Source organism: Pedobacter vanadiisoli (genome assembly GCF_042684385.1).
Taxonomy (GTDB): Bacteria; Bacteroidota; Bacteroidia; order Sphingobacteriales; family Sphingobacteriaceae; genus Pedobacter; species Pedobacter vanadiisoli.
Map to the genome: position 1 here is coordinate 53,790 of NZ_JBHULL010000041.1, position 24,709 is coordinate 78,498.

Annotated in this window: 23 protein-coding genes; 9 read left to right on the plus strand and 14 right to left on the minus strand. The window is 39.4% G+C overall.

Annotated elements, in window-relative coordinates:
• Positions 1–255: 255 nt before the first annotated feature.
• The 4 genes from gcvP to ACFSR6_RS19660 form a co-directional block, all read right to left on the minus strand.
• Positions 256–3,132, minus strand: a complete 2,877-nt coding sequence (gcvP, locus tag ACFSR6_RS19645; RefSeq protein ID WP_379082064.1) for an aminomethyl-transferring glycine dehydrogenase — start codon at positions 3,130–3,132, stop codon at positions 256–258.
• Between the two features lie 440 nt (positions 3,133–3,572).
• On the minus strand, positions 3,573–4,136 hold the full coding sequence (locus ACFSR6_RS19650; RefSeq protein WP_379082066.1) for a hypothetical protein: 564 nt from the start codon (positions 4,134–4,136) through the stop codon (positions 3,573–3,575).
• Between the two features lie 113 nt (positions 4,137–4,249).
• Positions 4,250–5,149 carry an EamA family transporter gene (locus tag ACFSR6_RS19655; protein ID WP_379082068.1) on the minus strand — a complete coding sequence of 300 codons (900 nt, stop codon included), beginning with the start codon at positions 5,147–5,149 and terminating at the stop codon, positions 4,250–4,252.
• A 93-nt stretch (positions 5,150–5,242) separates the two neighbouring features.
• Positions 5,243–5,959: a pyridoxine 5'-phosphate synthase gene (locus ACFSR6_RS19660; RefSeq protein WP_379082070.1), complete on the minus strand. Its 717-nt coding sequence runs from the start codon at positions 5,957–5,959 to the stop codon at positions 5,243–5,245.
• 83 nt (positions 5,960–6,042) lie between these two features.
• On the opposite strand from ACFSR6_RS19660, the gene ACFSR6_RS19665 reads away from it, so the two are divergent.
• From ACFSR6_RS19665 to ACFSR6_RS19680, 4 genes are all read left to right on the plus strand, one after another.
• Positions 6,043–7,683 (plus strand): ArnT family glycosyltransferase, encoded by a 1,641-nt coding sequence (locus tag ACFSR6_RS19665; RefSeq protein WP_379082073.1) that lies wholly within the window; start codon positions 6,043–6,045, stop codon positions 7,681–7,683.
• A 1-nt stretch (position 7,684) separates the two neighbouring features.
• The gene (locus ACFSR6_RS19670) at positions 7,685–8,065 is read left to right on the plus strand and encodes a GtrA family protein (RefSeq protein WP_379082075.1); all 381 of its coding nucleotides are present in this window, start codon (positions 7,685–7,687) and stop codon (positions 8,063–8,065) included.
• Positions 8,066–8,431: 366 nt separating this feature from the next.
• A complete protein-coding gene (locus tag ACFSR6_RS19675) occupies positions 8,432–8,926 on the plus strand; it encodes a hypothetical protein (protein WP_379082077.1) in 495 nt (164 codons plus the stop codon).
• Between the two features lie 36 nt (positions 8,927–8,962).
• On the plus strand, positions 8,963–9,979 hold the full coding sequence (locus ACFSR6_RS19680) for a polysaccharide deacetylase family protein (protein ID WP_379082079.1): 1,017 nt from the start codon (positions 8,963–8,965) through the stop codon (positions 9,977–9,979).
• 120 nt (positions 9,980–10,099) lie between these two features.
• Here ACFSR6_RS19680 and ACFSR6_RS19685 read toward each other — a convergent pair whose 3' ends face one another.
• Both ACFSR6_RS19685 and ahcY read right to left on the minus strand, forming a co-directional pair.
• A complete protein-coding gene (locus ACFSR6_RS19685) occupies positions 10,100–10,441 on the minus strand; it encodes a DUF6370 family protein (protein WP_379082081.1) in 342 nt (113 codons plus the stop codon).
• 295 nt (positions 10,442–10,736) lie between these two features.
• Positions 10,737–12,053 carry an adenosylhomocysteinase gene (gene ahcY, locus ACFSR6_RS19690; RefSeq protein WP_379082083.1) on the minus strand — a complete coding sequence of 439 codons (1,317 nt, stop codon included), beginning with the start codon at positions 12,051–12,053 and terminating at the stop codon, positions 10,737–10,739.
• Between the two features lie 340 nt (positions 12,054–12,393).
• Between ahcY and ACFSR6_RS19695 the strand changes: the two genes are divergently transcribed.
• Both ACFSR6_RS19695 and ACFSR6_RS19700 read left to right on the plus strand, forming a co-directional pair.
• Entirely contained in the window at positions 12,394–12,822 is a 429-nt protein-coding gene (locus ACFSR6_RS19695) for a CBS domain-containing protein (RefSeq protein ID WP_379082085.1), read from the plus strand.
• A 10-nt stretch (positions 12,823–12,832) separates the two neighbouring features.
• A complete protein-coding gene (locus ACFSR6_RS19700; RefSeq protein WP_379082087.1) occupies positions 12,833–13,588 on the plus strand; it encodes a hypothetical protein in 756 nt (251 codons plus the stop codon).
• On the opposite strand, the gene ACFSR6_RS19705 is transcribed toward ACFSR6_RS19700, so the two are convergent.
• The 6 genes from ACFSR6_RS19705 to ACFSR6_RS19730 form a co-directional block, all read right to left on the minus strand.
• A complete protein-coding gene (locus ACFSR6_RS19705; protein WP_379082090.1) occupies positions 13,585–13,974 on the minus strand; it encodes a bactofilin family protein in 390 nt (129 codons plus the stop codon). The two genes, ACFSR6_RS19700 and ACFSR6_RS19705, sit on opposite strands and share 4 nt — an antisense overlap.
• A gap of 2 nt (positions 13,975–13,976) precedes the next feature.
• Entirely contained in the window at positions 13,977–14,813 is an 837-nt protein-coding gene (locus ACFSR6_RS19710; protein ID WP_379082092.1) for a M23 family metallopeptidase, read from the minus strand.
• Between the two features lie 305 nt (positions 14,814–15,118).
• Entirely contained in the window at positions 15,119–16,567 is a 1,449-nt protein-coding gene (locus ACFSR6_RS19715) for a M28 family peptidase (RefSeq protein WP_379082093.1), read from the minus strand.
• A 59-nt stretch (positions 16,568–16,626) separates the two neighbouring features.
• Entirely contained in the window at positions 16,627–17,262 is a 636-nt protein-coding gene (locus tag ACFSR6_RS19720) for a LysE family translocator (protein WP_379082095.1), read from the minus strand.
• Positions 17,263–17,456: 194 nt separating this feature from the next.
• Positions 17,457–18,512: a TerC family protein gene (locus tag ACFSR6_RS19725; RefSeq protein WP_379082097.1), complete on the minus strand. Its 1,056-nt coding sequence runs from the start codon at positions 18,510–18,512 to the stop codon at positions 17,457–17,459.
• Positions 18,512–19,483 carry a polyprenyl synthetase family protein gene (locus ACFSR6_RS19730; RefSeq protein WP_379082099.1) on the minus strand — a complete coding sequence of 324 codons (972 nt, stop codon included), beginning with the start codon at positions 19,481–19,483 and terminating at the stop codon, positions 18,512–18,514. Before ACFSR6_RS19730 ends, ACFSR6_RS19725 begins: the two co-directional genes overlap by 1 nt.
• 290 nt (positions 19,484–19,773) lie before the next feature.
• Here ACFSR6_RS19730 and ACFSR6_RS19735 point away from each other — a divergent pair, with 290 nt between their 5' ends.
• From ACFSR6_RS19735 to ACFSR6_RS19745, 3 genes are all read left to right on the plus strand, one after another.
• Positions 19,774–20,775 carry an alpha/beta hydrolase gene (locus ACFSR6_RS19735; protein ID WP_379082101.1) on the plus strand — a complete coding sequence of 334 codons (1,002 nt, stop codon included), beginning with the start codon at positions 19,774–19,776 and terminating at the stop codon, positions 20,773–20,775.
• A gap of 127 nt (positions 20,776–20,902) precedes the next feature.
• On the plus strand, positions 20,903–21,034 hold the full coding sequence (locus ACFSR6_RS19740) for a hypothetical protein (RefSeq protein WP_379082103.1): 132 nt from the start codon (positions 20,903–20,905) through the stop codon (positions 21,032–21,034).
• A gap of 283 nt (positions 21,035–21,317) precedes the next feature.
• On the plus strand, positions 21,318–21,839 hold the full coding sequence (locus tag ACFSR6_RS19745; RefSeq protein ID WP_379082105.1) for a hypothetical protein: 522 nt from the start codon (positions 21,318–21,320) through the stop codon (positions 21,837–21,839).
• Between the two features lie 53 nt (positions 21,840–21,892).
• On the opposite strand, the gene ACFSR6_RS19750 is transcribed toward ACFSR6_RS19745, so the two are convergent.
• On the minus strand, positions 21,893–22,858 hold the full coding sequence (locus ACFSR6_RS19750) for a YpdA family putative bacillithiol disulfide reductase (protein ID WP_379082107.1): 966 nt from the start codon (positions 22,856–22,858) through the stop codon (positions 21,893–21,895).
• A gap of 85 nt (positions 22,859–22,943) precedes the next feature.
• The gene (locus ACFSR6_RS19755) at positions 22,944–24,356 is read right to left on the minus strand and encodes an MBL fold metallo-hydrolase (protein WP_379082110.1); all 1,413 of its coding nucleotides are present in this window, start codon (positions 24,354–24,356) and stop codon (positions 22,944–22,946) included.
• Between the last annotated feature and the right edge of the window lie 353 nt (positions 24,357–24,709).

Sequence of the window (24,709 nt, forward strand, 5' to 3'; positions counted from 1 at the left end):
TCTGCAACCTATGAAACAGATGCTTCGTGCCTCAGCATGACAGTATCACAAAAGATTGAAGCAAATGGCAGGACTGCACTTTCCAATGAAAACCGGCGCTCATACGGGCAAAAAAAATCTGCAAGCTTTATGAACTGAATCCATAAAACTTGCAGATCAATATGTTCGTGGCGACACGAACCTAGGCATTTTGAGGGAATTATGGCAATGGAAAGGAAAAACCTTAAACCCTCTACCTTCCCGCCTTCTACCTTACTAAGGAACTATCTCTTCCAAATAACTCTCAACCGGCGGACAAGCGCAGATTAACGACCTATCGCCATGGCTATCGTTAACGCGACCAACCGAAGGCCAGAATTTGTGCGCTAACACATAAGGGAGCGGGAACGCAGCAGTTTGACGGCTATAAGCATGATCCCACTCATTTGCGGTGATTACCGAAACAGTATGTGGTGCATTTTTTAAAGGATTATCCGCTTTGTCGAAAGTTCCATTCTCTACCGAAGTAATTTCATTTTTGATGGCAATTAATGCATCACAAAAACGGTCTAACTCATGTTTAGGCTCTGATTCAGTTGGCTCAACCATTAAAGTACCCGCAACCGGGAAAGAAACCGTTGGTGCGTGGAAACCATAATCCATTAAGCGTTTTGCAATATCGGTTACTTCAATACCGAAAGCTTTGAAAGCGCGACAATCTAAAATCATTTCGTGTGCACAACGACCCTGAGCACCTGAATAAAGTACCGGGTAGTGCTGCTCTAAACGCGCTTTCATGTAGTTAGCGTTCAAAATAGCATATTTAGTGGCGTTGGTTAAACCTTCAGCACCCATCATGGCAATATATGCGTGAGAAATGATCAGGATTGAAGCTGAACCCCATGGTGCAGATGAAACCGCAGAAATAGATTTTCCTTTGTCGATATCAACCACAGCATGGCCTGGTAGATAAGGAACCAGGTGTTTAGCCACACCGATCGGGCCCATACCCGGACCACCGCCACCGTGAGGGATACAGAAGGTTTTGTGCAAGTTTAAGTGACAAACGTCGGCACCAATATTAGCCGGGCTGGTTAAGCCAACCTGTGCGTTCATGTTTGCGCCATCCATGTAAACCTGTCCGCCGTTAGCGTGAATGGTTTCACAGATTTCTATAATGCTCTCTTCAAATACCCCGTGTGTAGATGGATAAGTTACCATTAAACACGAAAGATTGTCTTTATACAATTCTGCTTTAGCTTTTAAATCTTCAACATCGATATTTCCGTTTTCTAAAGATTTAACCACGACAATTTTCATATCGGCCATGGCTGCAGAAGCGGGGTTGGTTCCGTGTGCCGAAGCAGGGATTAAAGCCACGTTACGGTGGAAATCGCCTCTATCGTGGTGATAAGCACGGATAACCATTAAACCAGCATATTCGCCTTGAGCACCAGCATTTGGCTGTAAACTCATGGCCGCAAAACCGGTAATTTCGCTTAACCATTTATCCAGTTCGTTGAAAACCGAATAATAACCCAACACCTGATCGGCAGGAGCAAACGGGTGGATCCGACCAAAGTGAGACCAGGTAACTGGGATCATCTCGGCCGTTGCATTTAATTTCATGGTGCAGCTACCCAAAGCAATCATAGAGTGGCAAAGCGATAAATCTTTTGCTTCCAATGATTTGATGTAACGCAACATCTCGTGTTCTGAGTGGTGTGAGTTAAAAATCGGGTGGGTTAAATAAGCTGAAGTACGTTGTAGAGCAGCCGGAATAACGGTTTCTACATGTTCAACTACTTCTACCTGATCGCCGGCAAAACCTTTAGCTCTTGCAAAGATTTTGGCAATTAACGTAATGTCTTCAAAAGTAGTGGTTTCATCAACCGAAATGGTCACTGTATTACCTACGTAATTTAAGTTGATTTCGTTATCCAGGCAGTAAGCGTGAATGCCACCTTTTAAATCGCCTAAATCGAAACGGATGGTATCGAAATAAGCTGAATTTAACTGCTCGTAACCTAAGTTTTTCAAAGTGGTAGCCAAACTGATGGCTAAACCATGTGTACGCTCAGCAATGGCTTTTAAGCCTTTCGGACCGTGATATGCGGCATAAAAACCAGCCATAATCGCCAATAATGCCTGTGCAGTACAGATATTTGAAGTTGCTTTATCTCTGCGGATATGCTGCTCGCGCGTTTGTAAAGCCATACGCAAAGCGTAATCGCCATGGCTATCGATGGTTACACCGATAATACGGCCCGGGATTGAACGTTTATATTCTTCTTTGGTGGCAAAAAAAGCAGCATGCGGACCACCAAATCCCATCGGGATACCAAAACGTTGTGTAGTACCTACCACAATATCAGCACCCCACTCGCCCGGAGGCGTTAATAAGGTTAAGCTTAAAATATCGGCAGCAACCGTTAATTTAATATTTAAATTGTGTAATTCGGCAGCAAAGTTTTTATAATCGAAAACCTCACCATTACCAGCAGGATACTGCACAATGGCACCAAAGAAATCTTCGGTAGCCACGAAATCCAAATGATTTCCGATAACGAGTTCGATGCCATAAGGATTGGCACGTGTTTTTAAAATATCTATCGTTTGTGGGAAAAGCAATTCAGAAACAAAGAATTTCTTAGCTGCCTGATTTTTTCGCGTGCTGTACTGCATAAACATGGCCTCAGCCGCAGCTGTACCTTCATCCAATAAAGATGCATTTGCAATTTCCATTCCGGTTAAATCGATAACCATGGTTTGGAAATTTAACAAAGCCTGTAAACGGCCCTGAGCAATTTCTGCCTGGTATGGCGTATATTGGGTATACCATCCTGGGTTTTCGAATACGTTACGTAAAATTACACCAGGGGTAATGGTATCATAATAACCTTGACCGATAAAGCTTTTGAAAACTTTATTCAACAAAGAGGTTTGTTTTAAAGCACCAAGATATTCAGTTTCTGATTTAGCAGCAGGCAAATTCAAAGGCTGTTTTAACCTGATTGCCGTCGGAACGGTTTGTTCAATTAGCTCATCAATAGAATTTACGCCAACGGTATGCAACATTTCGGCTGTATCAGCCTCATTAGGAGCAATATGGCGATTTTGAAAATCTTCCTTGTAGTGGATATTTAAGCTCATGCGGTATGAATAATAAATTTGCGTGCAAAGGTAGCAAAAACGAAGCTGTATTTCACTATCAATCAGTGTAAAAAAGGCGTCTTATTTACACTTAAAAGCGACAAAACAGGTAGATTTTATAAGCAATAACCAGAACAAACGTTTGTTCAATTTTTGAGCAAATCCTTTGGTTATTTGGAAAGCAGTGGCAACACTAAAATTTAAATTCGCTCCCGCTATTCGCTGCAATCTTTTTACCAGCTTTTGTCACGCTGAGACACGAAGCACCTGCAAGATATGAAACACATGATTCTCAAGCATAACAGCATATTTAGATTGTTGCAAGCAAAAAGGATTTTCGATCCTCATGATTTAAAAACTAGCAGCGCTATAAAGCAGTGACTGTAGCGTTAAGAGGTATTATGCTTTAACCTTTGGTCTTTCAGCTTTAGTCTTCCACCCTATTTCTGCACTTTCCACCCTTCATCTTTACTCAGCTTTAATTTATAAGTTTTAGTGATGAAGTTGCTGTTTTTATTGGCCTCTTTATCGAAAGGCTCGAAATCGGTAGTGTTCATTTTAAGCGATACGGTTACTTTGGCCGTGCTTGAGTTTACCTGCGCAAAATCAACCGGTTTTTCATCAGACAATACATATTCTACCACTTTAACCGTTGCCCTGTCGCCATCTTGTTTCAATACCAAGGGACTGGCCTTTTCCGTTAAGGTAATCTGATAAACAAAACTGCTATCTTTTGAAAGAAATTTCTTTTTAGCTTCTTTTAGGCTTAGGGTAACCAAACCCTTGCTGGCCAAAGATTTATATTTGCCCAGTTCGAACATATCATTTGTACTGTTGAATTTCATCTCACCAAATTTAAACCTGGTGGTTTTGTACTCAGGATTGGCTTTTAAGTAATTGGTAATCACTTCTGCAGCCTCATCCTGATTGATGGTGGTTTTGGTTTTACATCCGCCCAGGCCGATAATGATCAAGGATAAGATATAAACGGTAAGTTTTTTCATGTGTAAATGCTTTAAGCTTTTTAAAGATATTTATTTTTTCAATAAGTCGGATGTCCGGGGTCCGAAAGTCGGAAGATTATTTATCGTGTATTTCAATCTTACCCCCAACCTTTCTACCCTCTACCTTGTTTTAGGTATTTTAGGTTTGGCAAAATCATTGCCGATAATATCACCACAACCCCTACCCACCTTAAAAAGGATACGTGTTCTTGTAGCACAAAACCGGCCATCATCACAGCAACGGGTAACTCTGCAGCACTTAAAACAGAACTAATGGCCGTGCCTATTCTTGGCACTCCTTCAGCGTAAAATAAGGGGGGAATAACCGTACCAAAAATCGAGATAATCAATCCCCATTTCAATAAACTTCCACCTAAAGCCCCATTAAACAAAAAAGTGGGTGGGAAGACCACGAAGATCAATATACAGGCACCGCTAATCATCAGGGCGCTTTTCTTTAAGGGAGCATATTCATTTCCGATCCTACCGCTCAACAATAAAAAGCCGGCATAACAAAGTGCAGCCAGCAAGCCGAAACCAATCCCTTTTAAATCCATGCTTCCGATACTGGTTTCTGCCATTCCACTCGCTAAAACTGTACCCCCTAAAATCAACAGAACGGCAAATAGCTGCAATCCAGTAGGTTTCTTGCCAAAAATGAGGTATTCCATTAATATACTCATCCAGATAAACTGCATCAACAAAATAATCGCAACTGAATTGGGCACCAGCTTTACGCATTGATAGTAAAATAAACTCACCAGGCCGGTGCAGGTTCCCGCCAATAGCATTTTCCACCATGGAGTTACTACAGCAGGCACTACTTTAGCTTTGTATTTTGCTGTTCTGCTTTGAAAGAAAAACAGCACCCATAAAATTACAGCGCCGAAAAAGGCCTGGGCACCGGTTACATCGCCAAGCGTATAACCTTCATGATAAGCGAGTTTAACAAAAGTAGACAGGATGCCGAAACTACAGGCACCGAAAAAAACAAGGAGTATTCCTTTAAGCATAATGTATTTTTTAACCACAGAGAAATAAGAGTTTTCGCAGAATACACAGAGGCTCTGCTTCTCTGTACATTCCTTTGTACGCTCTGTGGTTAATTAAGCAAGCTGCTCTAAATAGCGTTTTATGGTGCTTTCCAAACCTAAATAAAGTGCATCGCTTATTAAAGCGTGACCGATAGAAACTTCCAGCAAGCCCGGAATACTTTGAGCGAAATAATGCAGGTTGTGTAGATCCAGATCATGCCCTGCATTAATACCCAAACCCAGTTTATTGGCATGGTGTGCCGCTGCAATATAATTTAATACTGCTTTCTCGCGGTCAGCAAAATAATTATGCGCATAGGCCTCGGTATATAATTCGATACGGTCTGTCCCGGTTTCAGCCGCTCCTTCAACCATTTCTACCACCGGATCAACAAAAATAGAAACACGGATGCCTTCCTTTTGAAAAACAGCCACCATTTCTTTCAGGTAATCTTTATGTTTTATGGTATCCCAACCGTGGTTAGAAGTGATCTGTCCTTCGGCATCGGGCACTAAAGTAACCTGGGCAGGTTGGTTAGCCAAAACCAGGTCAACAAATTTATCTTCTTTGCAATTTCCTTCAATATTGAACTCGGTAGCAATAACTGCCTTTAAATCGTATACATCCTGATAACGGATATGGCGTTCATCAGGACGTGGGTGTACCGTAATTCCCTGCGCGCCGAAACGTTCACAGTCTAATGCAACCTTAATTAAATCAGGATTATTCCCTCCGCGGCTATTGCGGAGCGTAGCAATTTTATTGATGTTAACCGATAACTTTGTCATGAAGCAAAGATAAGGCTTTGCCCCTGTTAATCTTAAACCTTAAAAAAATTTGACTTTTTTTTGCTCATATTTGCTTCTTGTAAATGAACCTGAAAGACATCACCTTATATAAAATTTTAATCGCCCTGATGGTTTTCGTCAGTGTATTGGCTCTTTTTGGTGGGGTGATGGAGCCTGATTCTGCACTTTATGCTTCCATAGCCAAAAATATGGTGCTCCGGAATGACTGGATCAATATTTATGTTAGAGGTGCAGATTGGCTGGACAAACCGCATTTAACTTTCTGGTTGGCGGCCGCCTCATTTAAAATTTTCGGGATTACTGCTTTTGCCTACAAGCTCCCTTCTTTTTTATTTGGATTATTAGGCGCATGGTACCTTTATAAACTGGCAAAAGATATTTACAATGAAAAAACAGGATTGATCAGTGCCCTGATTTTTTTAAGTTCTTTGCATATACTCATCTCTACCTTCGATGTACGTGCAGAAGTTTACATCACTACCTTTACCTTAGCAGCTATTTATCATTATTATAAAGCTCATTACCACTCTTTTTGGCACATTGTTGCAGGTTCATTTTTCGCTGCATGCGCCATCATGATTAAAGGTATATTTGTGCTGATCCCTGTTTTTGGTGGGTTTATTATATACTGGTTATTAACCAAACAGTTTAAACAGCTCGTAAAACCAAAATGGTGGCTCGCCATTGTATTGATTTTCATTTTCATTATTCCGGAGCTTTACACCCTATACGTTCAGTTCGATTTACACCCCGAGAAAGTGGTGTTCGGAAAAACCGGGGTTTCCGGCTTAAAGTTCTTCTTTTGGGATAGCCAGTTTGGCCGGTTCTTTAACAATGGGCCAATAAAAGGCAAAGGCGATGTTTCATTCTTTTTGCACACTACCCTTTGGGCTTTTTTACCGTGGTCGATACTTTTTTATTCAGCAGTGGTTAATCTTTTCAAAAAGAAAAACAGGGTAACTTTACCTGCCGAAAGTGTCATAATCTGGACGAGTGCCGCCATTACATTTTTATTGTTTTCGCTTTCGAAATTCCAGTTGCCACATTATATCCTGATTATTCTTCCGCAGTTTGCCATCATTACGGCTTTATATTTACAGAAATTGGAAGGCAAAAGTTTGAATGTGTTTTTTACCATCCAAAATGTACTGGCAGTTTTAATCTTTGTGATATTATCCGCAGTTGCGATTTTCTTCGGATTTACCAATAATTATGTAGCGATTGCAGTTTTAGTTATTTTATTAATGGTATCTTTTTTAATTTTCAAAGGATTAAAAACTGAAAATCTACTGGCAAGAAGCGTTATGATTTCTGTCGGCTTAATGATTTTTCTTTCTCTTTTTTTCTATCCATCAGCACTGAAATACGAATCAGGAATGGAGGCTGGAAATTGGCTAAAAGAAAATTATCCGGAGGCCAGGGCTTCGGTTTTAATGTACCCGGATGCTTATTCCTTCGATTTTTATGCCCAGGGAGAGCCAAAATACTTTTGGAGCTACGAATTGCTTGACGAATTTAAAGAAGATAAAAACCTGGTCGTTTATACGCCCGAATCCGAACTGGCCAAACTGAAAAAAGATTACGGCGCTGAAGTGCTAAAATCATTCGAATACTATCACATTACAAAGCTCAGCCCAAAATTTATCAATGCAAAAACGCGCCCTCAGCTATTAGAACATTTTTACCTGGTTAAACTGCATTAAAATGGATTTATTCTTCCGCATTATAAAATTTGGATTGACCGGCCTGCTCGGAATGGCAATCGATTTCGGTGCAACATGGCTTTTTAAAGAAAAAATAAAGGTAAACAAATATGTGGCAAATGCCATTGGTTTTACACTGGCGGTAACCAATAATTACCTCATTAACCGCATATGGACCTTCGAAAGCACCAACATCCATTGGGCAACCGAATTCAGTAAATTTTTGGTGGTGAGTTTAATCGGCTTAGGCTTAAACACCATTATCATCTACCTTTTCCATCAAAGAAAAAATGGAACAAACTTTTATGTGGCGAAGTTTTTTGCAATTGTAATCGTATTTGTCTGGAATTTTTTAGCAAATATGTTATTTACTTTCAGGTAGCTTTTCACCATTAAGGGATGAAGGACATTAAGAAAAAGCCAAATGATCGAGCTGGCACTATGCAATTGCAGTGCCCAATGAACTAATGACTACTGAACAAATAACTTAAGTTACATTTTTGCCAATAAAGTAAAATACCACAAGCCAGATCAATCCTTTTATGAGGAAGAACAGGAAGCCTATTAGCCCTACGCGTTTAAACCATAGTTTTAATTTTTCTTTGTTCATGGCGATGTTTGTAAAGATAATAGATTTGGCTTAAATTAGAAAGATTTTAAATAAGGAAGCTTAGATTTCTAAATAGTCTGCTAAAGATTTAATTTTTTGAAAGTTTTCTGTAAATTCAATAATTCTAATTTAAAGCTTATGAAAAAACTATTGTTCCTCCTATTGCCTGTTTGCTTCATTTCATTATCGGCAATCGCATCTCGTCCACGGTCTATCTCAAAAACATTTTTATCAAAATCATCTGTTACCGATTCTACAAAGAAAATGAGCGCGAAAGAATGGAAAGAAATAGAGAAGCAATTAAAAAACACCATGCCCAAACAGATGGCCGCTACTATGCTCAAACAGTTGAAAGAAGCAGAAAAACTTGGCAAATCTACTTTGGCTAATAACCAGAACGCCTTGAGTAGTATGATGAACGGTTTAACTGACAATACTGATAGAATGAACTATGAGATCGAAAAAAAAGAAATTATTGACGATTTCAAACAGGAAGAATTTGACAGCCGTGCAGAAAAAAGGGAGGCCCGTAAGGAAATGCGAAAAGAACTCAGGGACCTAAAAAAGGAATACAAAAAAGATCAGAAGGAGAAAAAGAAAGACAAAAAAGTAGAGAATCTTCAGTTTATTTAACCTTTACTCCAAAAAATACGATTGCAGTCCCTGTAAATGAAATCTATATTATTTACCTTATCACTCCTTTTATCCCAATTTAGTTTTGCGCAAAATTTTGATGATATCAAAAAATACAAGGTGAATTATGCGTTGGCGAGGATTAGCAATAAAACACCAATAAAAAATATTAGCCTTAATCCTAACAATATTGAAGGAATAGACGCTTTTTTAGCGATCAGAAGCTTCACCTCGAGTAATCAGAAATACATTTTATTGGTTAATCCAAACAGTTTAGAAACCAAAATAGATTTGGCAAATAAATATGCTTTAAGCAGCTTACAATTCCAAAATGTATTGGCGATTTTCAAAAACACTGCCTACATTAAAGCAATAGAAGCTGCTGCGGCTAAAGATCTTCAGTTGCAGAACGCAGGGATTGATCATGCCATTCCAAATGAAAAAGGCATTACTTTAACCATCGATCTTTGTCCTTCGCATAAAGCACTGGACAGGATTATTTTCCAATCCGTTTTCGACGAATTTAAAAAGATAGAACAACCCTCTCCTTTAGCCGTTTCTGTTTCGGGCAAATGGATGTTAAAACACCATGATGATTTGAATTGGTTGAAAAGTTTGGTAGAGAAAAAAGAATTAGACATTACCTGGGTGAATCATACCTACAACCACGAGGTAAATAAACTGCCCCTGGCTGAAAATTTTCTACTTGCACCGGGCACCAATTTAGATGTGGAAGTGTTGGAAAACGAAAAACTGATGCTAAAAAACGGTTTAACCCCTTCGGTGTTTTTCCGTTTCCCCGGCCTGGTATCGGATAAAGCAATAGTCGAAAAAATTGAAGCTTATGGTTTAATTCCCATTGGAAGTGATGCCTGGTTAGCCAAAGGACAGCAACCTAACGCCGGAAGTATAGTACTGATACATGGCAACGGAAATGAAGAAATAGGCGTAAAAGATTTTATCCAGTTGCTAAAAACGAAACAAGCTGATGTGAAGAATAAACAATGGTTGCTTTTCGATTTAAGACAGGGCCTGGAAAAGGAATTTGAATAACCTACTTATTAACCATAAAAGACACAGAAGGAAGGCGCTGAGCAGGCAAAGCTTGGTCAAATAATTTTCAATCCAGCTCAATGACACTCCACGAAAAGCTTTGCGTTCTTTACGGTAAAGCTATTTCTTAACCGGCAATAACTTTATTTCTTTGGCCTTAAAGCGGTTGTTTACAATTTCGCCGGTAACTTCTGCTTTGCTAATGGCATTGCAAAAACCATGTTCACTGTGTGCATCACCAAAGTCATCAATACCTTTACCATCTACAAAATAGGGTTTCCCATCAATTTTCACGGCCAGTTCGCAATCTTTACCCTTCATTTTAAACTGACATTCTCCACAGGCAATATCGACCACCTGTTTGGTAATTACTTTTGCTGTTTCAGTTTTTTTAGGAGCGGTTTGAGCATTTGCAGAAACTGCAAATACGCCAAGGACTAACGCAAATATTAACTTTTTCATCTCTTTTCTTTTTTCAAATGTAAGTTTTCCGCAGCAAAAGAATCACAATCTGCCATAAAATAAACCTGATGGGAACGAGCATCCCGATTCTTCCGTCGGGATAAAGTGTACGGCAGGACTGGTCTTCCCGAAGTGAACAGGAACCAACGTTTTCCAAAAAAAAGGAGACTTGCCTAGACTTTAGTGATACCCTTCATTGCAGTCCCCCGGGGAGAGGGCAATAAAAAAGGGATATGCAAATCTGCACATCCCTCTTCATCTTATCGACTTCAGATGCTCGACTGAAGATTCAGGATTAATACCTGTATGTATCTGCTTTGAAAGGACCTTCAACCGGTACGCCGATATAATCAGCCTGGTGTTGATCCAAAACGTCTAATTCTACACCGATTTTTTCCAAGTGTAAACGCGCAACTTTTTCATCCAAATGTTTAGGCAAAGTATATACTTTGTTTTCATACTTATCCGTATTGGTCCAAAGTTCGATCTGCGCTAAAGTTTGATTGGTAAAAGAGTTACTCATTACAAAGCTTGGGTGACCAGTTGCACAACCTAAGTTAACCAAACGACCTTCTGCTAAGATGATTACATCTTTACCATCGATAGTATATTTATCAACCTGAGGCTTAATTTCAACTTTAGTATCGCCATAAGCACCGTTTAACCAGGCCATATCGATTTCGTTATCGAAGTGGCCAATGTTACAAACAATAGCTTTATCTTTTAATGCTCTGAAATGCTGCTCGCGAACGATATCACAGTTACCGGTAGTAGTTACTACGATATCTGCTTCTTTAATGGCATTAGCCAGTTTTTTAACTTCGTAACCTTCCATAGCTGCCTGTAAAGCACAGATGGGGTCAATTTCAGTTACAATAACCCGTACACCTTGTGAGCTTAAAGACTCTGCAGAACCTTTACCTACATCACCATAACCACAAACAACAGCTACTTTACCAGCCATCATTACATCGGTAGCACGACGGATCGCATCAACCAAAGATTCGCGGCAACCGTATTTGTTATCGAATTTAGATTTAGTTACTGAATCGTTCACGTTGATTGCAGGTAAGTGCAAGGTTCCGTTTTTCATTCTCTCGTATAAACGGTGAACACCGGTAGTGGTTTCTTCTGATAAACCTTTAATTCCTGCAATCAGTTCAGGGTATTTGTCGAAAACCATATTGGTTAAATCGCCACCATCATCCAAAATCATGTTTAACGGCTGTTGCTCCGGACCGAAGTGTAAAGTTTGTTCAATACACCAGTCGAACTCCTGCTCGTTTAAGCCTTTCCACGCATAAACCTGGATACCCGCAGCAGCAATTGCAGCAGCAGCATGGTCTTGTGTAGAGAAAATATTGCAAGATGACCAGGTAACTTCAGCACCCAGGGCCACCAATGTTTCGATTAATACAGCCGTTTGGATGGTCATGTGCAGACAGCCTGCAATACGCGCACCTTTTAACGGTTGTGTCGGACCGAATTCTTTACGTAAACTCATTAAACCTGGCATTTCTGCTTCGGCTAATTCGATTTCTTTACGGCCCCATTCTGCCAGTGAAATGTCCTTAACTTTGTAAGGAATGTAAGTTGTCTCTACTGATGACATAATTATTTGTTTTAAAATGTGATGCAAAGTTACGGCATCCCTTTGTGAAAGCCAAATAATTAAAGAGTGAGTGGGTTGGGGGATTGTAAAAATAGTGACTGGAATTTAAAGGTTCGGATTTTGTATCTGATGTTTAATGTCTTTTAAAAAGCAAATTCCGTAGTTCTTAAGCCCGCTCCTGACCTGCCATTCACTATAACTCCGATTGAAGAAATCTGAGGTTACCGTTTTTCGCCAGATTTAGATTAATCACGTCCCGAAGTATGCTCCCAAAAAACCAAAATAAAACTTTGATATCCAGCTAATTATTTCTTAAATTGTTATAACCAAATCAATAATTATGAAAAGCGTAAAACACTTACTGGACACCAAACAGGTCATTATTATTTCGGTACCAGAAAATATTTCTGTTTTGGATGCCTTAAAAGTAATGACAGAGAAAAACATCAGCGCGGTATTGGTGATGGAAAACGAACAACTTCGGGGCATTTTCACCGAACGCGATTACGCCCGCAAAATCATCCTTCAGGGAAAATCATCAAAAGACACCCTGATTAAAGAAGCCATGACGGCAAACCCCATTACCATCAAGTTTAGCGACAGTATTGATCATTGTATGGAACTGATGACGGATAAACACATCCGCCATTTACCGGTTGTAGAAAGTGGTGAAGTAAAAGGAATGGTCTCCATCGGTGATGTGGTAAAATTTATTATTGCCGATCAAAAGCAAACTATTTCGCAATTGGAAAGCTATATTAGCGGGTAATTTATATCCAATGTACGCTCCCATTGAATTAGCTATTTCATTAATTTTTATTTTGTTGGCCATCTTTTTCCCATATCAGGGGCCAGCTCTTTATGCCCAGGCAAACTTCAAATCACTTCATGTACAGTATGCAAAATGGGAGCTTTTTGCATTTGTACCTTTATTTACCTATATTATTCTTATCGCTTATTTTTCAGGTAATTTCTATAGCTGGTTATTTGTGCATACACAGGTTAAAGATGCGAGTTTGTTCCAATATTACCCTGCTGATGTTGCCTGGTATGCTTTCTCTTCTATTTTTGCTTTTGGTTTGGTATCCATCCCAATGGAACTTACTTATCGTTTCCTGCTAAAAGAAAGATATGAGGAATACATTGCATACACGAATATGAAACATGGTTTTAACGGCCATAAAATCATCCGCCCACTATCTATATTGCTCATAACCGTTTCATCAGTACTCCTATTTTTTGGTTTTAAATATTCGGTAAAGGTTTTCCAGAAAAACATCGTATTTAACCCTTTTTTAAGTTTTGAGGTAAAAACACAAAATATTTCAGCTATCAGTTCTATTTATTTTGTAGAAATGGTAAAACACAAAAAAGGAAACATGCAAAAGCCACATTATTATGTTAAATTCAGTGATGGCTCTTTTTGGAATACCAATGAAGAAATGGGGATCACCAAAGATGAAGACAAAGTAATGGAATACCTTTCAGCCCAGGCTAAAGTAAAAATCGATACTTCAACCTTTGACCCCGATTAAGCTTTTGCTGCAACCTTCTCTTCAGTCTTACCAGTTTGGTGCATTTCCAGTTTTCCGTTGTATTGTGCGCCCATCTCAATTTCAATGGCTTCTGTTTTAATGTCGCCGTTAACCTTACCGGTTTTTTTGATTTCGAGGTTTCGTGCTTTTACATTTCCGTTAACTGTGCCGTAAATAATGGCAGAATCGGTTTGGATGTCGCCTTTAATCATTCCTTTCTCTCCCAAAACAATACCGCCCTCAACATTCACATTGCCTGTTACTGTTCCATCTATCCTGATGACCGCTTTGCCTTTTAACTCACCGGTAATGGTAAAACCAACACCGATTATGGTTGAAATTTCTTGTTGATTGAGGTCTTTAATCTGGTTATTTTTCTTGAACATATTTACAGGGTTAAAAAGGATCTTGGATTAACAACTTTGCCGTTTTGGTGTACTTCGTAATGTAAATGCGGACCTGTAGAGCGGCCGGTTGAACCTACCCTGCCTATATTGTTGCCGGCAGTAATGTTTTCGCCTTCTTTAACCAAAATTTTGGAAAGGTGCCCATAATAGGTTTCAAAGCCGTTGCCGTGTTTAATTACAATGCAATTGCCATAACCACCACGCTTACCGGCAAAAATTACTTTTCCGTTTGCCGTACTTTTAACCAAATCGCCATAACTGGCCCTGATATCCAACCCTTTGTGTGTTTCTACATTTTCTCCGGTAAAGGGATTTTCGCGGTGACCGAATCCTGATGTAATGGTGCCCAAATGGGGGTATCCCATTGGCGTATAAGCTACATTGTAGGTAATTTTACTCAGGTAGTTATCGTAAAATTCGCTGATTTCTTCATTCGACAAAACATCGTCACTTTGCTCCCCACCTTCATTCCCTGTTAAAATCGGCTTTAACCCACGGGCTTTAAGGTATTTATTTATCGTGAGCAGTTTTTTGTCTATCGATTGATAATGTTTTTTAAGCAAGGAAGTATCAATAACCGATAATTGATCTTTGCTTTTTAGAAGCGCAGCCTGAAGTTTATTTTTGCTCAATTCTATATTGGCATTACTTCGGATGAGGTAAAATATACTGCCAACAAGCATTAAAAACAACCCTAAGATACCTAAGAAATACTTTTTCCAATGCAAAACATAAGCAGTAGGAACTTGGATGGGCTTACTCGAATTTTGATTTTTACTTACAAAAATTACGGTTGTTTTATTCCGTTTTCTGTTCATTTTTAAGCAGGTTGTTTGTTTGGGATAAAAACAAATATATGACTAACCACTATAGAAGCAAAGACAAAGTGTAAATTTAACACTAGCTATATCGTAAAAACATACGTTTTAAACGTTAAATTAACAGTAAATAAAATCAATGTGTAAATCCATGGTTCTGCCGTAATAACCAGCTAAATCTGTAGATAGAGCTCTCCCTGCTTGCACCGGCAGGCATTCGACTGATTTTCAGCGAGATAATAACCCTATTATTATCCCTGGCAGTGGTATGGATAATTTATTAAAGCCAGAAATCAGGCGGCAGGTTACTTCCAGCGCCACTCTCCCGCTATCATTAAAGGTTCTTTTAAATTCTGCGATTCCAAAAATGCCCTTAATTCTTCTTCGCCCTGAACACCTACCGGGATTTTCGGTGTATTGGCTAATGCATAAGTTAACATTGCACTGTAACGAACCGTATTTTTAAGTTCCTGTTCATCAACCAATTTAAAACTATCGCCATCAGAGTGATAAAATGGCCCTGAGTTATTGGGCAATTTGCCGCCAAAACCACCGCCCGTAGGGATACCTTCTAACATAAAAGGCTGATGATCGCTATGCAAACCCGCACCAGCATTGAACAGGTTTTTGAACCCCGTATCAATTTTTACGATATCAGCGCCCCAGGCAGTAAACAAATCTTTCATTTCAGCCCTTGAAGTAGAGAAACCTTTAGGATCGTTGGTCATATCATAGTTTAACATAAACTTCACCTGGTTTAAGGTTCCATACTTTTTAGCCTGATCGATATAAGCTTTAGAGCCCAGCAAACCCTGCTCCTCGCCCATAAACAATACAAACTCTACCGTACGTTTGGTTTTTAAATTTAGTTTTTTAAACGTCCGTGCCATATCCATAATAGCGAAAGAACCAATTCCATTATCAATGGCGCCTGTTGCCAAATCCCAGCTATCCAAATGCCCGCCAACAACAATTTTATCTTTGGGTAATTCAGTCCCTTTAAAGGTAGCCACCACATTACGGGCTTTGATCAAACCTGAAAAATTTGTCATGGCAATATGTGCGATCTGTGGCTGTGATTTAATTTCTTCTTTCAACGCCATTCCATCTTCCAAGCCGATACAAACGGCAGGTATTGGAATCAGTTTACCCGTTACCGAGGCAGTTCCGGTAAGCAGCACTCCACCCTTTACCGTGTTAATTATAATCACACCGGTTGCGCCATATTTGGTGGCAATAGCAGTTTTCTCTGAGCGGTGCAACGATTTGGTCCCCGCAGGAGAGCCCGGCAACACTCCCAGGTAAATCAATGCAATTTTACCTTTAAACTTTTCTGGACTTACCTGGTAATCTGCTTCCAGTCCGTTACCGGCATCTACGATTTCACCGGTAATATCTGCCTTCACCGGCGAATGTGCCAGTGTAACAGCTTTCATTTTAGTTAAACTGTTTTTATCCTTACCAATTTCTACACTGATGGTTTTTCTGGCCCAGCTTTCTACTTCAAAAGGTTGAAATTTCACCGTGCAACCATAAGATTTTAATAAATCGAAAGCATACTGCTCAGCCTTTGCGCCATTCGCAGAGCCTGTTAAACGGTGACCGATGGTTTCGGTTTCATATTTAAGGGTTTGATAAGCTTTTGAATTTTGTTGTACATCAGCATTGATTTTGGCAAAAACATCGCCAAATTTATCCTGTGCACTGGCCAACAAAGTGGTACAAAGAAGGGCTGTAGAGAAAAGGTATTTCATTACGTTCAGTTTATCTGCTGAAAGTACAAATTTTTGATAGAGATTGCCAGCTGTAACGTTTATTTTGCCTTTGTAAACGCCATTTTAAAGGCCAATCCCATTAACACACTTGCCATAAACCATTTTTGAACTTTAACCCACTTTGGGCTTTTGGCAAAAAACACCGCTACTTTTGAAGCAGAAAGCACAATGATTAAGTTAACCGTAAAGCTCACTAAAACCTGTGTAATACCGAGCTGCAAACTTTGGGCCATAACAGAGCCGTATTCGGATTTTATAAATTGAGGAAAAAACGACAGGTAGAACACGGCTACCTTGGGGTTCAATACATTCGTTAAAAAACCGATACTGAATAATTTAGATGATTTATCATGTGGTAGGTTTTGCGTAGTTTCGAAAACACTTTTGCTGTTTGGCTTTACTGCCTGGTAGGCCAGATATAGTAAGTATAATACCCCAAGAATCTTCAGAGTATCATAAGCATAGGGTACCGCAAAAAGCACTGCTGTTAAACCAAAAGATACCATCACAATGTGGAAAAGAAAGCCACAGATCACCCCTGCCAAAGAAATTAGTCCTGCACGCCTACCTTGGGTTATAGATCTGGAAATGAGGTATAACATGTTTGGGCCCGGACTCACAACCAAAATCAATGCCGCCAAAGAAAAAATAAGTAAATTACTGAAAGGTATCATAATGTATAAAAATTAGCCAGGCTAGCTAAGCATTCAAGGATTTGAATAACCAGTAAAGCAAAATAATAAATCAGCAGAACAAATACAAAGCTAAAATCGGCTCAAAGGAAATTCAAGATGATCTTGCTCTCTCAGCGTAACGGATGGTTCAGCTTGTCAAAATAATTTTAGCGGCTAACATTTTTGACAATAGCTTAAGGTTGCTGATGCACTTTTTTCTTCGGAAAAACCAATGATGCCACAATACTGATCACTAAAATGCCCAAAATCACGATCAGCGAATGCTCGGTAGTGAAACCCCATTTTTCCAGGTAGGTATGCCCTAACATTTTTATACCGATAAAAGCCAGTAAAAAAGCTAAACCTGTTTTTAGATAATGGAATTTATGAATAATATTTACTAATAAAAAGAACATAGACCGTAAGCCCATGATGGCAAAAATATTTGAGAAAAATACAATGTAAGGATCTTTGGTTACTGCAAAAATAGCCGGAATAGAATCTACAGCAAATAACAGATCGGTAAATTCTACAATCAACAATACCAAAAACAATGGCGTAACCATTCTTTTGTGGTTTATTTTAACAAAGAAGTTTTTACCCTCGTATTTCGGGTGGATCGAGAAAACTTTAGAGGCCCACCTGACCACTGGATGATTTTCAGGATCAATTTTATTATCTTCTTCCTTGCTAAAAAGCATCTTTATGCCCGTAAAAACCAGGAAAACCCCAAAAACATAAAGTATCCATGTAAATTTGGTAATTAAAGCGGCACCTACAAAAATGAAGATAAAACGCATGATGATAGCGCCTAATATGCCCCAGAATAATACGCGGTGATAATACTTTTCTTCAACTGCGAAGGCAGAGAAAATAAGTACAATTACAAAAATATTATCAACAGAAAGGGCATATTCGATAACGTAACCCGTTAAAAACTCCAATCCGAGGTTTTGTTTATAAACGGCTAAACTCCCTTCAAAATCATTCGGAATAAGCTTAATATGGTGCTGGTGTTTGGTTACAATTTCCTGTAGATGCGCAAAATCCCTGATTCCATGGAGCTGATGCCCCTCTGTTAATAGGATAAAATAGAAACCGATGGCCAGCGCAACCATAACCAAACTCATTACCCCAGCCTGTTTTAAGCTCACCACATGCTCTTTCCTGCTAAACAGGCCTAAGTCCAAAGCAAGGATCAATGCAATAAAAAGCAAAAAACCTAAGCTAAAAAGTAATTCGTTACCCATTATTTTTTACGTTCTGTGGTATACAGTACAAGCTGCTCCAAACCCGTTCGTGCTTCGCCTGCATCAAAACTGTGCAGAATAGCAAATGCTTCATTCTGGTACTCCAACATTTTCTGGTTTGCGTAATAAACACCTTCATGGGCATTTACGAAATCAATGATCTGCTGAATTTTAACCGGATCGTCCTGGTGGTTTTTCACCAGGTTGATCATCCTTTTACGCTCGGCTTTTTCTGCCTTGTTTAAGGCATAAATTAAAGGCAGCGTTACTTTCTTCTCTTTAATATCTATACCTAAGGGTTTACCTACATCGTCTGTTCCAAAATCGAAGGTATCATCTTTAATCTGAAAGGCAATTCCTACTTTTTCGCCAAACAGGCGCATTTTTTCTATTGTAGCATCATCAGCCCCTGCCGAAGCCGCACCCGCAGCACAGCATGAAGCAATTAACGAAGCCGTTTTCTGGCGGATCACATCAAAATACAGATCTTCCGAAATATCCATTCTCCGTACCTTTTCTACCTGCAGCAATTCACCCTCGCTCATCTGTTTCACTGCCTCCGATACTATCTGTAACAAACGGTGCTCATTATTGTTTACCGAAAGCAATAATCCTTTAGCCAACAGGTAATCGCCCACCAGAACAGCAATCTTATTTTTCCATAAAGCATTGATAGAGAAAAAGCCACGGCGTTCGTAAGCATTATCTACCACATCATCATGCACCAAGGTAGCCGTATGTAAAAGCTCAACCAAAGCCGCACCACGGTGGGTCGATGCCGTAATTCCGCCGCACAGTTTGGCCGCAAAAAATACGAACATCGGCCGCATTTGTTTGCCCTTTTGTTTTACAATATAATGGGTAATCCTATCCAGCAACGGTGCGTCGCTATGCATCGATTCCTTAAAGGTTTTTTCAAACGCTTTGATATCAGCAGCTATAGGTGTTTTTATCTGTTCGATTCCCGGCATTAAGTCGAAAAATTTTGATTGCAAACTTAAACTAATTTCCCATAAAAAGGTAATCTGCCATCTTATTATTAAGGATTTGAAAAGCAAGGGTTAGCAACCCTTAACATCCTTACCCCCTGCTATTGCCTATAGTCCTCGCCCTCATGCTTCGGGCTGTGGGCTATTTGACGCTATCAGGTTAGAATTATAGGACAGTACAGGTAAAAAACCCCTCGGTATGCTAATTAATTCTTTTAAAAATTAGCTTTATTTAAATTCAAATTTTACATTTAAACCAATTATTTAATGGCATGAAAAAACGCTACAAAGCAATTATAGGCCTCTCAGCATTTATTATTGCAGGTTATTTATTGGGACCAAAACCCAAAAAACCGGTATTTAGTGAGGCGCTGACCAAAGTACCCGATCTGGAAGACCTGGACAGTTATGTAGCCAGCATCGAATCCATGCACAAGATTAAACCGGGCAACGAAGCTGAAATTGTGTGGGCCGATACGCTCCACCGTCAAACCGAATATGCCATTGTTTACCTGCATGGTTTTTCGGCGTCAAAAACAGAAGGCAACCCGGTACATTTAAATCTGGCCAAAGCACTGCATGCCAATTTATACCTTGCCCGCCTGGCCGATCATGGCATCGACACCCTTGCACCCATGCAATATTTTACCGCCGACCGCCTTTGGGAAACCAGTAAACAGGCCTATGCCATTGGTAAAAAACTGGGCAAAAAAGTAATTTTAGTGGGCACCTCTACGGGCGGTACGGTAGCTTTAAAATTAGCTGCAACCTATCCCGAAATCAGCAGTTTAATCTTATTATCACCAAATGTGGCCATTAACGATAAAAACGCCTGGCTTTTAAACAACCCCTGGGGGTTACAGATTGCCAGGAGGGTTGTTGGAGGCGATGAACGCAAAGTAGACGACCGTACAGAAGAATATAAAAAATACTGGTACACCAATTACCGACTCGAATCGCTGGTAGAACTCGAAGAATTTATAGAGAGCACCATGGTAAAAAAGACTTTCAAAAAAGTAAAACAGCCTGTTTTAATGCTTTATTACTACAAAAATGAACTCGAACAGGATCCCGTTGTTCGCGTAGATGCCATGCTGAAAATGTTCGATGAACTGGGCACACCAGACAATTTAAAAAGAAAAGTAGCCATACCCAACGCACGTAACCATGTAATGGGCTCGTATATTACTTCGAAAGATTTGCCCAGTGTAGAAAAGGCAATAAATCAATACATAAAACACACCTTAAAAATATCTTTGGAAACTTCTAAATAAATCAAAATGAAAAAATGGCTCTCACTTCTTAGCATCATATTCTGTTTTATCAAAAGCCAGGCGCAGACAGTTAGTTATAATGATTTTAAAAAGCTAATCCCCTACCTACAGACCGAAGATTGGAAAAATGCCTACAGAATTTCATCTGATTGTACGGTGCGGTGGTAAAATTGATAAAATAGAGTTTAATCCAGACAAATCGCTAGTATGGATTACCAGATTAACCATTAAAGATGGCTTTGCCAGGGCATCGGAATAATATCGGAAGATGAAAAAAGAAATACTTTTTCCTAGCCTTTACTATATTTTTGTAATCTGCTGGATATTAATCTGCATAAGGTATTTCCGCTCGGGTGCCTGTACGCCAAACCTCGATTTTATATCTATAATACTATTGTTCCCAATTAGTTTTATATTACTTTTATTCAATCTCTATAAAAGCATAAGAACAAAAAACTGGTGGTTATTCGTCCCTCATTTATTAGGATTCTCAATACTTTTATTAGTTTTAAACATTATCTGAGCCTTCTCTCTCAAAACCAATGAAAAACCTCAAACCTTTATTAATTGAAATAGTGTGGCTTTTAGGCTGCGTCGCATTTACCATCATTATTGGCATACTCTTTTTTGGAAAGGCTATTTTTGAAAAAGATATCGATATTAACCTATACGACACCTACTTTGTTATTAAGAATCAGCATTTTTTTATTTGCTTTTTTATCGTTTTTTCATTTACGCTCTATTTTACCAAAGAAAACAGGCATGCTTTTAATCGGAAATTGCCACTAGGTATCTTTTTAATTTTAGGATTTGGCTTTAATGTATTATTGTTCAAAACGAGTCCGATTGCAACATTTTTTAATCCGTGGAAAAGTGGGTGGACAGTTTATCCACCTCTATCAGTTAAAGCCGAACCAACAGAAGTTAACGCAATAACAGGATTTGTACCAACCGTTTTCACTCCATTTAATGCCCTATTGGTCTTCCAAATTTTGGTAATTGCATTAATGTTGCTTGCGGTCTACAAATATGGAAAATCAAAGAAAATGATTTCAGGAATTTAGTACGGAATCACTAAGTCTATCTCTAATCCTGCCAGGCTACATTCCGTAAGACACTAACCTACAATATTCTTCACAATCATTTCAGCATGCACCCTCGAGTTTTCAATAAAAAGCTTGCGGGTATCTAAACCGCCGCAAACCACCCCTGCCAGGTACAAACCTTTCACGTTGGTTTCCATGGTTTCCTGGTTGTAGGCTGGACAAAGACTTTCGGGCAGGTCGATACCGAATTTCCTGAGCATATCAAAATCTGGCTGATAACCCGTCATGGCAATTACAAAATCGTTCGGAATGGTTTTTATTCCATCGGGCGTCTTAATATCAACTTCGCCATCCCGTATTTCAACTAATTCAGAATTGAATAATGCTTTAACCTCTCCCTCTTTAATCCTGTTCTGGATATCCGGACGTACCCAGTATTTCACATGAGGGCCAAGATCGCCACTCCGCACCACCATTGTTACGTTTGCACCTTTACGATAAGTTTCAAGGGCAGCATCAACACCTGAATTATTGGCGCCAACAACAACAACATTTTGGAAGGCATATAAATGCGGGTCTTTATAATAATGCGTTACTTTTGGTAAATCTTCTCCTGGCACCCCCATTAATAAGGGAACGTCATAAAAACCTGTCGCAACGATCACATGATCAGCGGTATAATTCGTTTTAGAGGTATTAATTTCGAAAACATCATGGCTGTTCTTAACCACCTGTTGTACCCTTTCGAAAAGATGGATATTTAAATCAAATTTTTCAGCGACGCGCCGATAGTACTCAACTGCTTCATTTCTGTTAGGTTTCGGGCTAATGGTTACAAAAGGTACCCCACCAATTTCCAACTTTTGAGAAGTAGAAAAGAAAGTCATAAAAACAGGATAATTGAATAAGCTGTTCACCAAAGCCCCCTTTTCTATAATTACGTAGCTTAAGTTTGCTTTTTGGGCTTCAATTGCACAGGCCATCCCAATCGGCCCGGCACCTATAATTAATACGTCGTAATGATTTTGATTTGCCAAAATGATTATATCTTAGGTTGTCATTCTGAGCCAGTCGAAGAATCTTAATTGCGTTTCTATAAGCTCAATGTGACAATTGCTTTTATTATACTTTCATTGCTTTACTTGGGCAGGCGAAATCGGTTCTTTTTAAGCCGGTATTTTTAATTGCGCCATAACCTCCTGCAATATCTATTACATTTTCAACACCACGGGCTTTTAAGATCGAAGCCGCTATCATTGAGCGGTACCCCCCAGCGCAATGAATGTAATATGTCGCTTTTGGATTAATCTCACCCATCCAGTCGTTAATAAAATCTAACGGACGGCTCAGGGTAAATTCCAGGTGTTCTGCTTCATATTCGCCTGGTTTACGTACATCAAGCGCAGTAATTTCACCAACTGATGCAGCCTGTTCAAAAGCTTCGGCCGATATAGATTCAATGGTATCGATTTCTTTACCCGCTGTGGTCCATCTTTCGAAACCGCCATCTAAATAACCTATGGTATTATCATATCCTACACGGGTTAGGCGAGTAATGGTTTCTTCTTCTTTACCCTGATCGGTAATCAGTAAGATCGGTTGCTGTAAATCGGTAATTAAAGCCCCAACCCAGGGTGCAAATTGGCCATTTAAACCAATATTGATCGAATTCGGGATAAAACCCTTTGCAAAAATCTGAGGATCGCGGGTATCGAGCATAATGGCACCAGTTTGGTTGGCCAGTTCTTCAAATTGCTTAGGGCTTAACGCATTTAAACCTTTTTCAAATACTTCATCTATGCTTTCTACCCCTCCTTTATTAATGGCAGCATTTTTAGCAAAATATTGTGGAGGAGGCAGAATACCATCGGTAACCTCTGCAATAAACTGTTCCTTTGTTTCCGCTTTTAAAGCATAATTAACCTGTTTCTGATGCCCCAGCGTGTCAAAAGTTTCTTTGCTCATGCTTTTACCACAGGCCGAACCCGCGCCATGAGCCGGGTAAACAATTACATCGTCGGCTAAAGGTTTTATTTTTTCGTTTAACGAATCGTAAAGCATTCCGGCCAGGTCATCCATTGTTAAATGACCTTTTTGCGCTAAATCAGGTCGGCCGACATCACCGATAAATAAGGTATCACCACTAAAAATGCAATGATCTTTTCCATTTTCGTCGGTTAGGAGATAAGTAGTCGATTCTAAAGTATGCCCGGGGGTATGCAATGCGGTAATGGTGAGTTTACCGATTTTAAACTGCTCACCATCTTTGGCGATATGCGATTTAAATTTGGTTTTAGCAGTTGGTCCGTAGATAATTTCGGCGCCTGATTTTTCCGCCAGGTCTACATGTCCGGAAACAAAATCTGCATGAAAATGCGTTTCGAATATATATTTAATGGTAGCACCCGCTTTTTCTGCTTTCTTTAAATATGTCGCAACTTCTCTTAAAGGATCAATAATCGCTGCTTCGCCATCACTTTCGATGTAATAAGCGGCTTCTGCCAGGCAACCTGTATATATCTGTTCTATTTTCATGTCATTTACGCTACGTCACCCCGAATTTATTTCAGGGTCTTACAAGAAAGATGCTGAAACAAGTTCAGCATGACGAATCTATTACAGCAAAAATAGGGCTAAATACTTATAACCGAAATGATGCTGCTCATAATTGCAGAAGTTTTACGTATTGAGGTACAACAACAGTGCCACGAAACACCGAATCCTTGTTTATTACCTGACAGAACGAAAAGCCCACGGCAAATGGACTGCCCCCAAAAAGTTGGACACTTTAATAGGAGCATTTTATGAGCAGAAAAATTAAGTATAGTCTGGAATTTAAACTGGCTATCATCGGTCAGGTCTTAAGTAGAGAGAAATCTTTGGTTTCA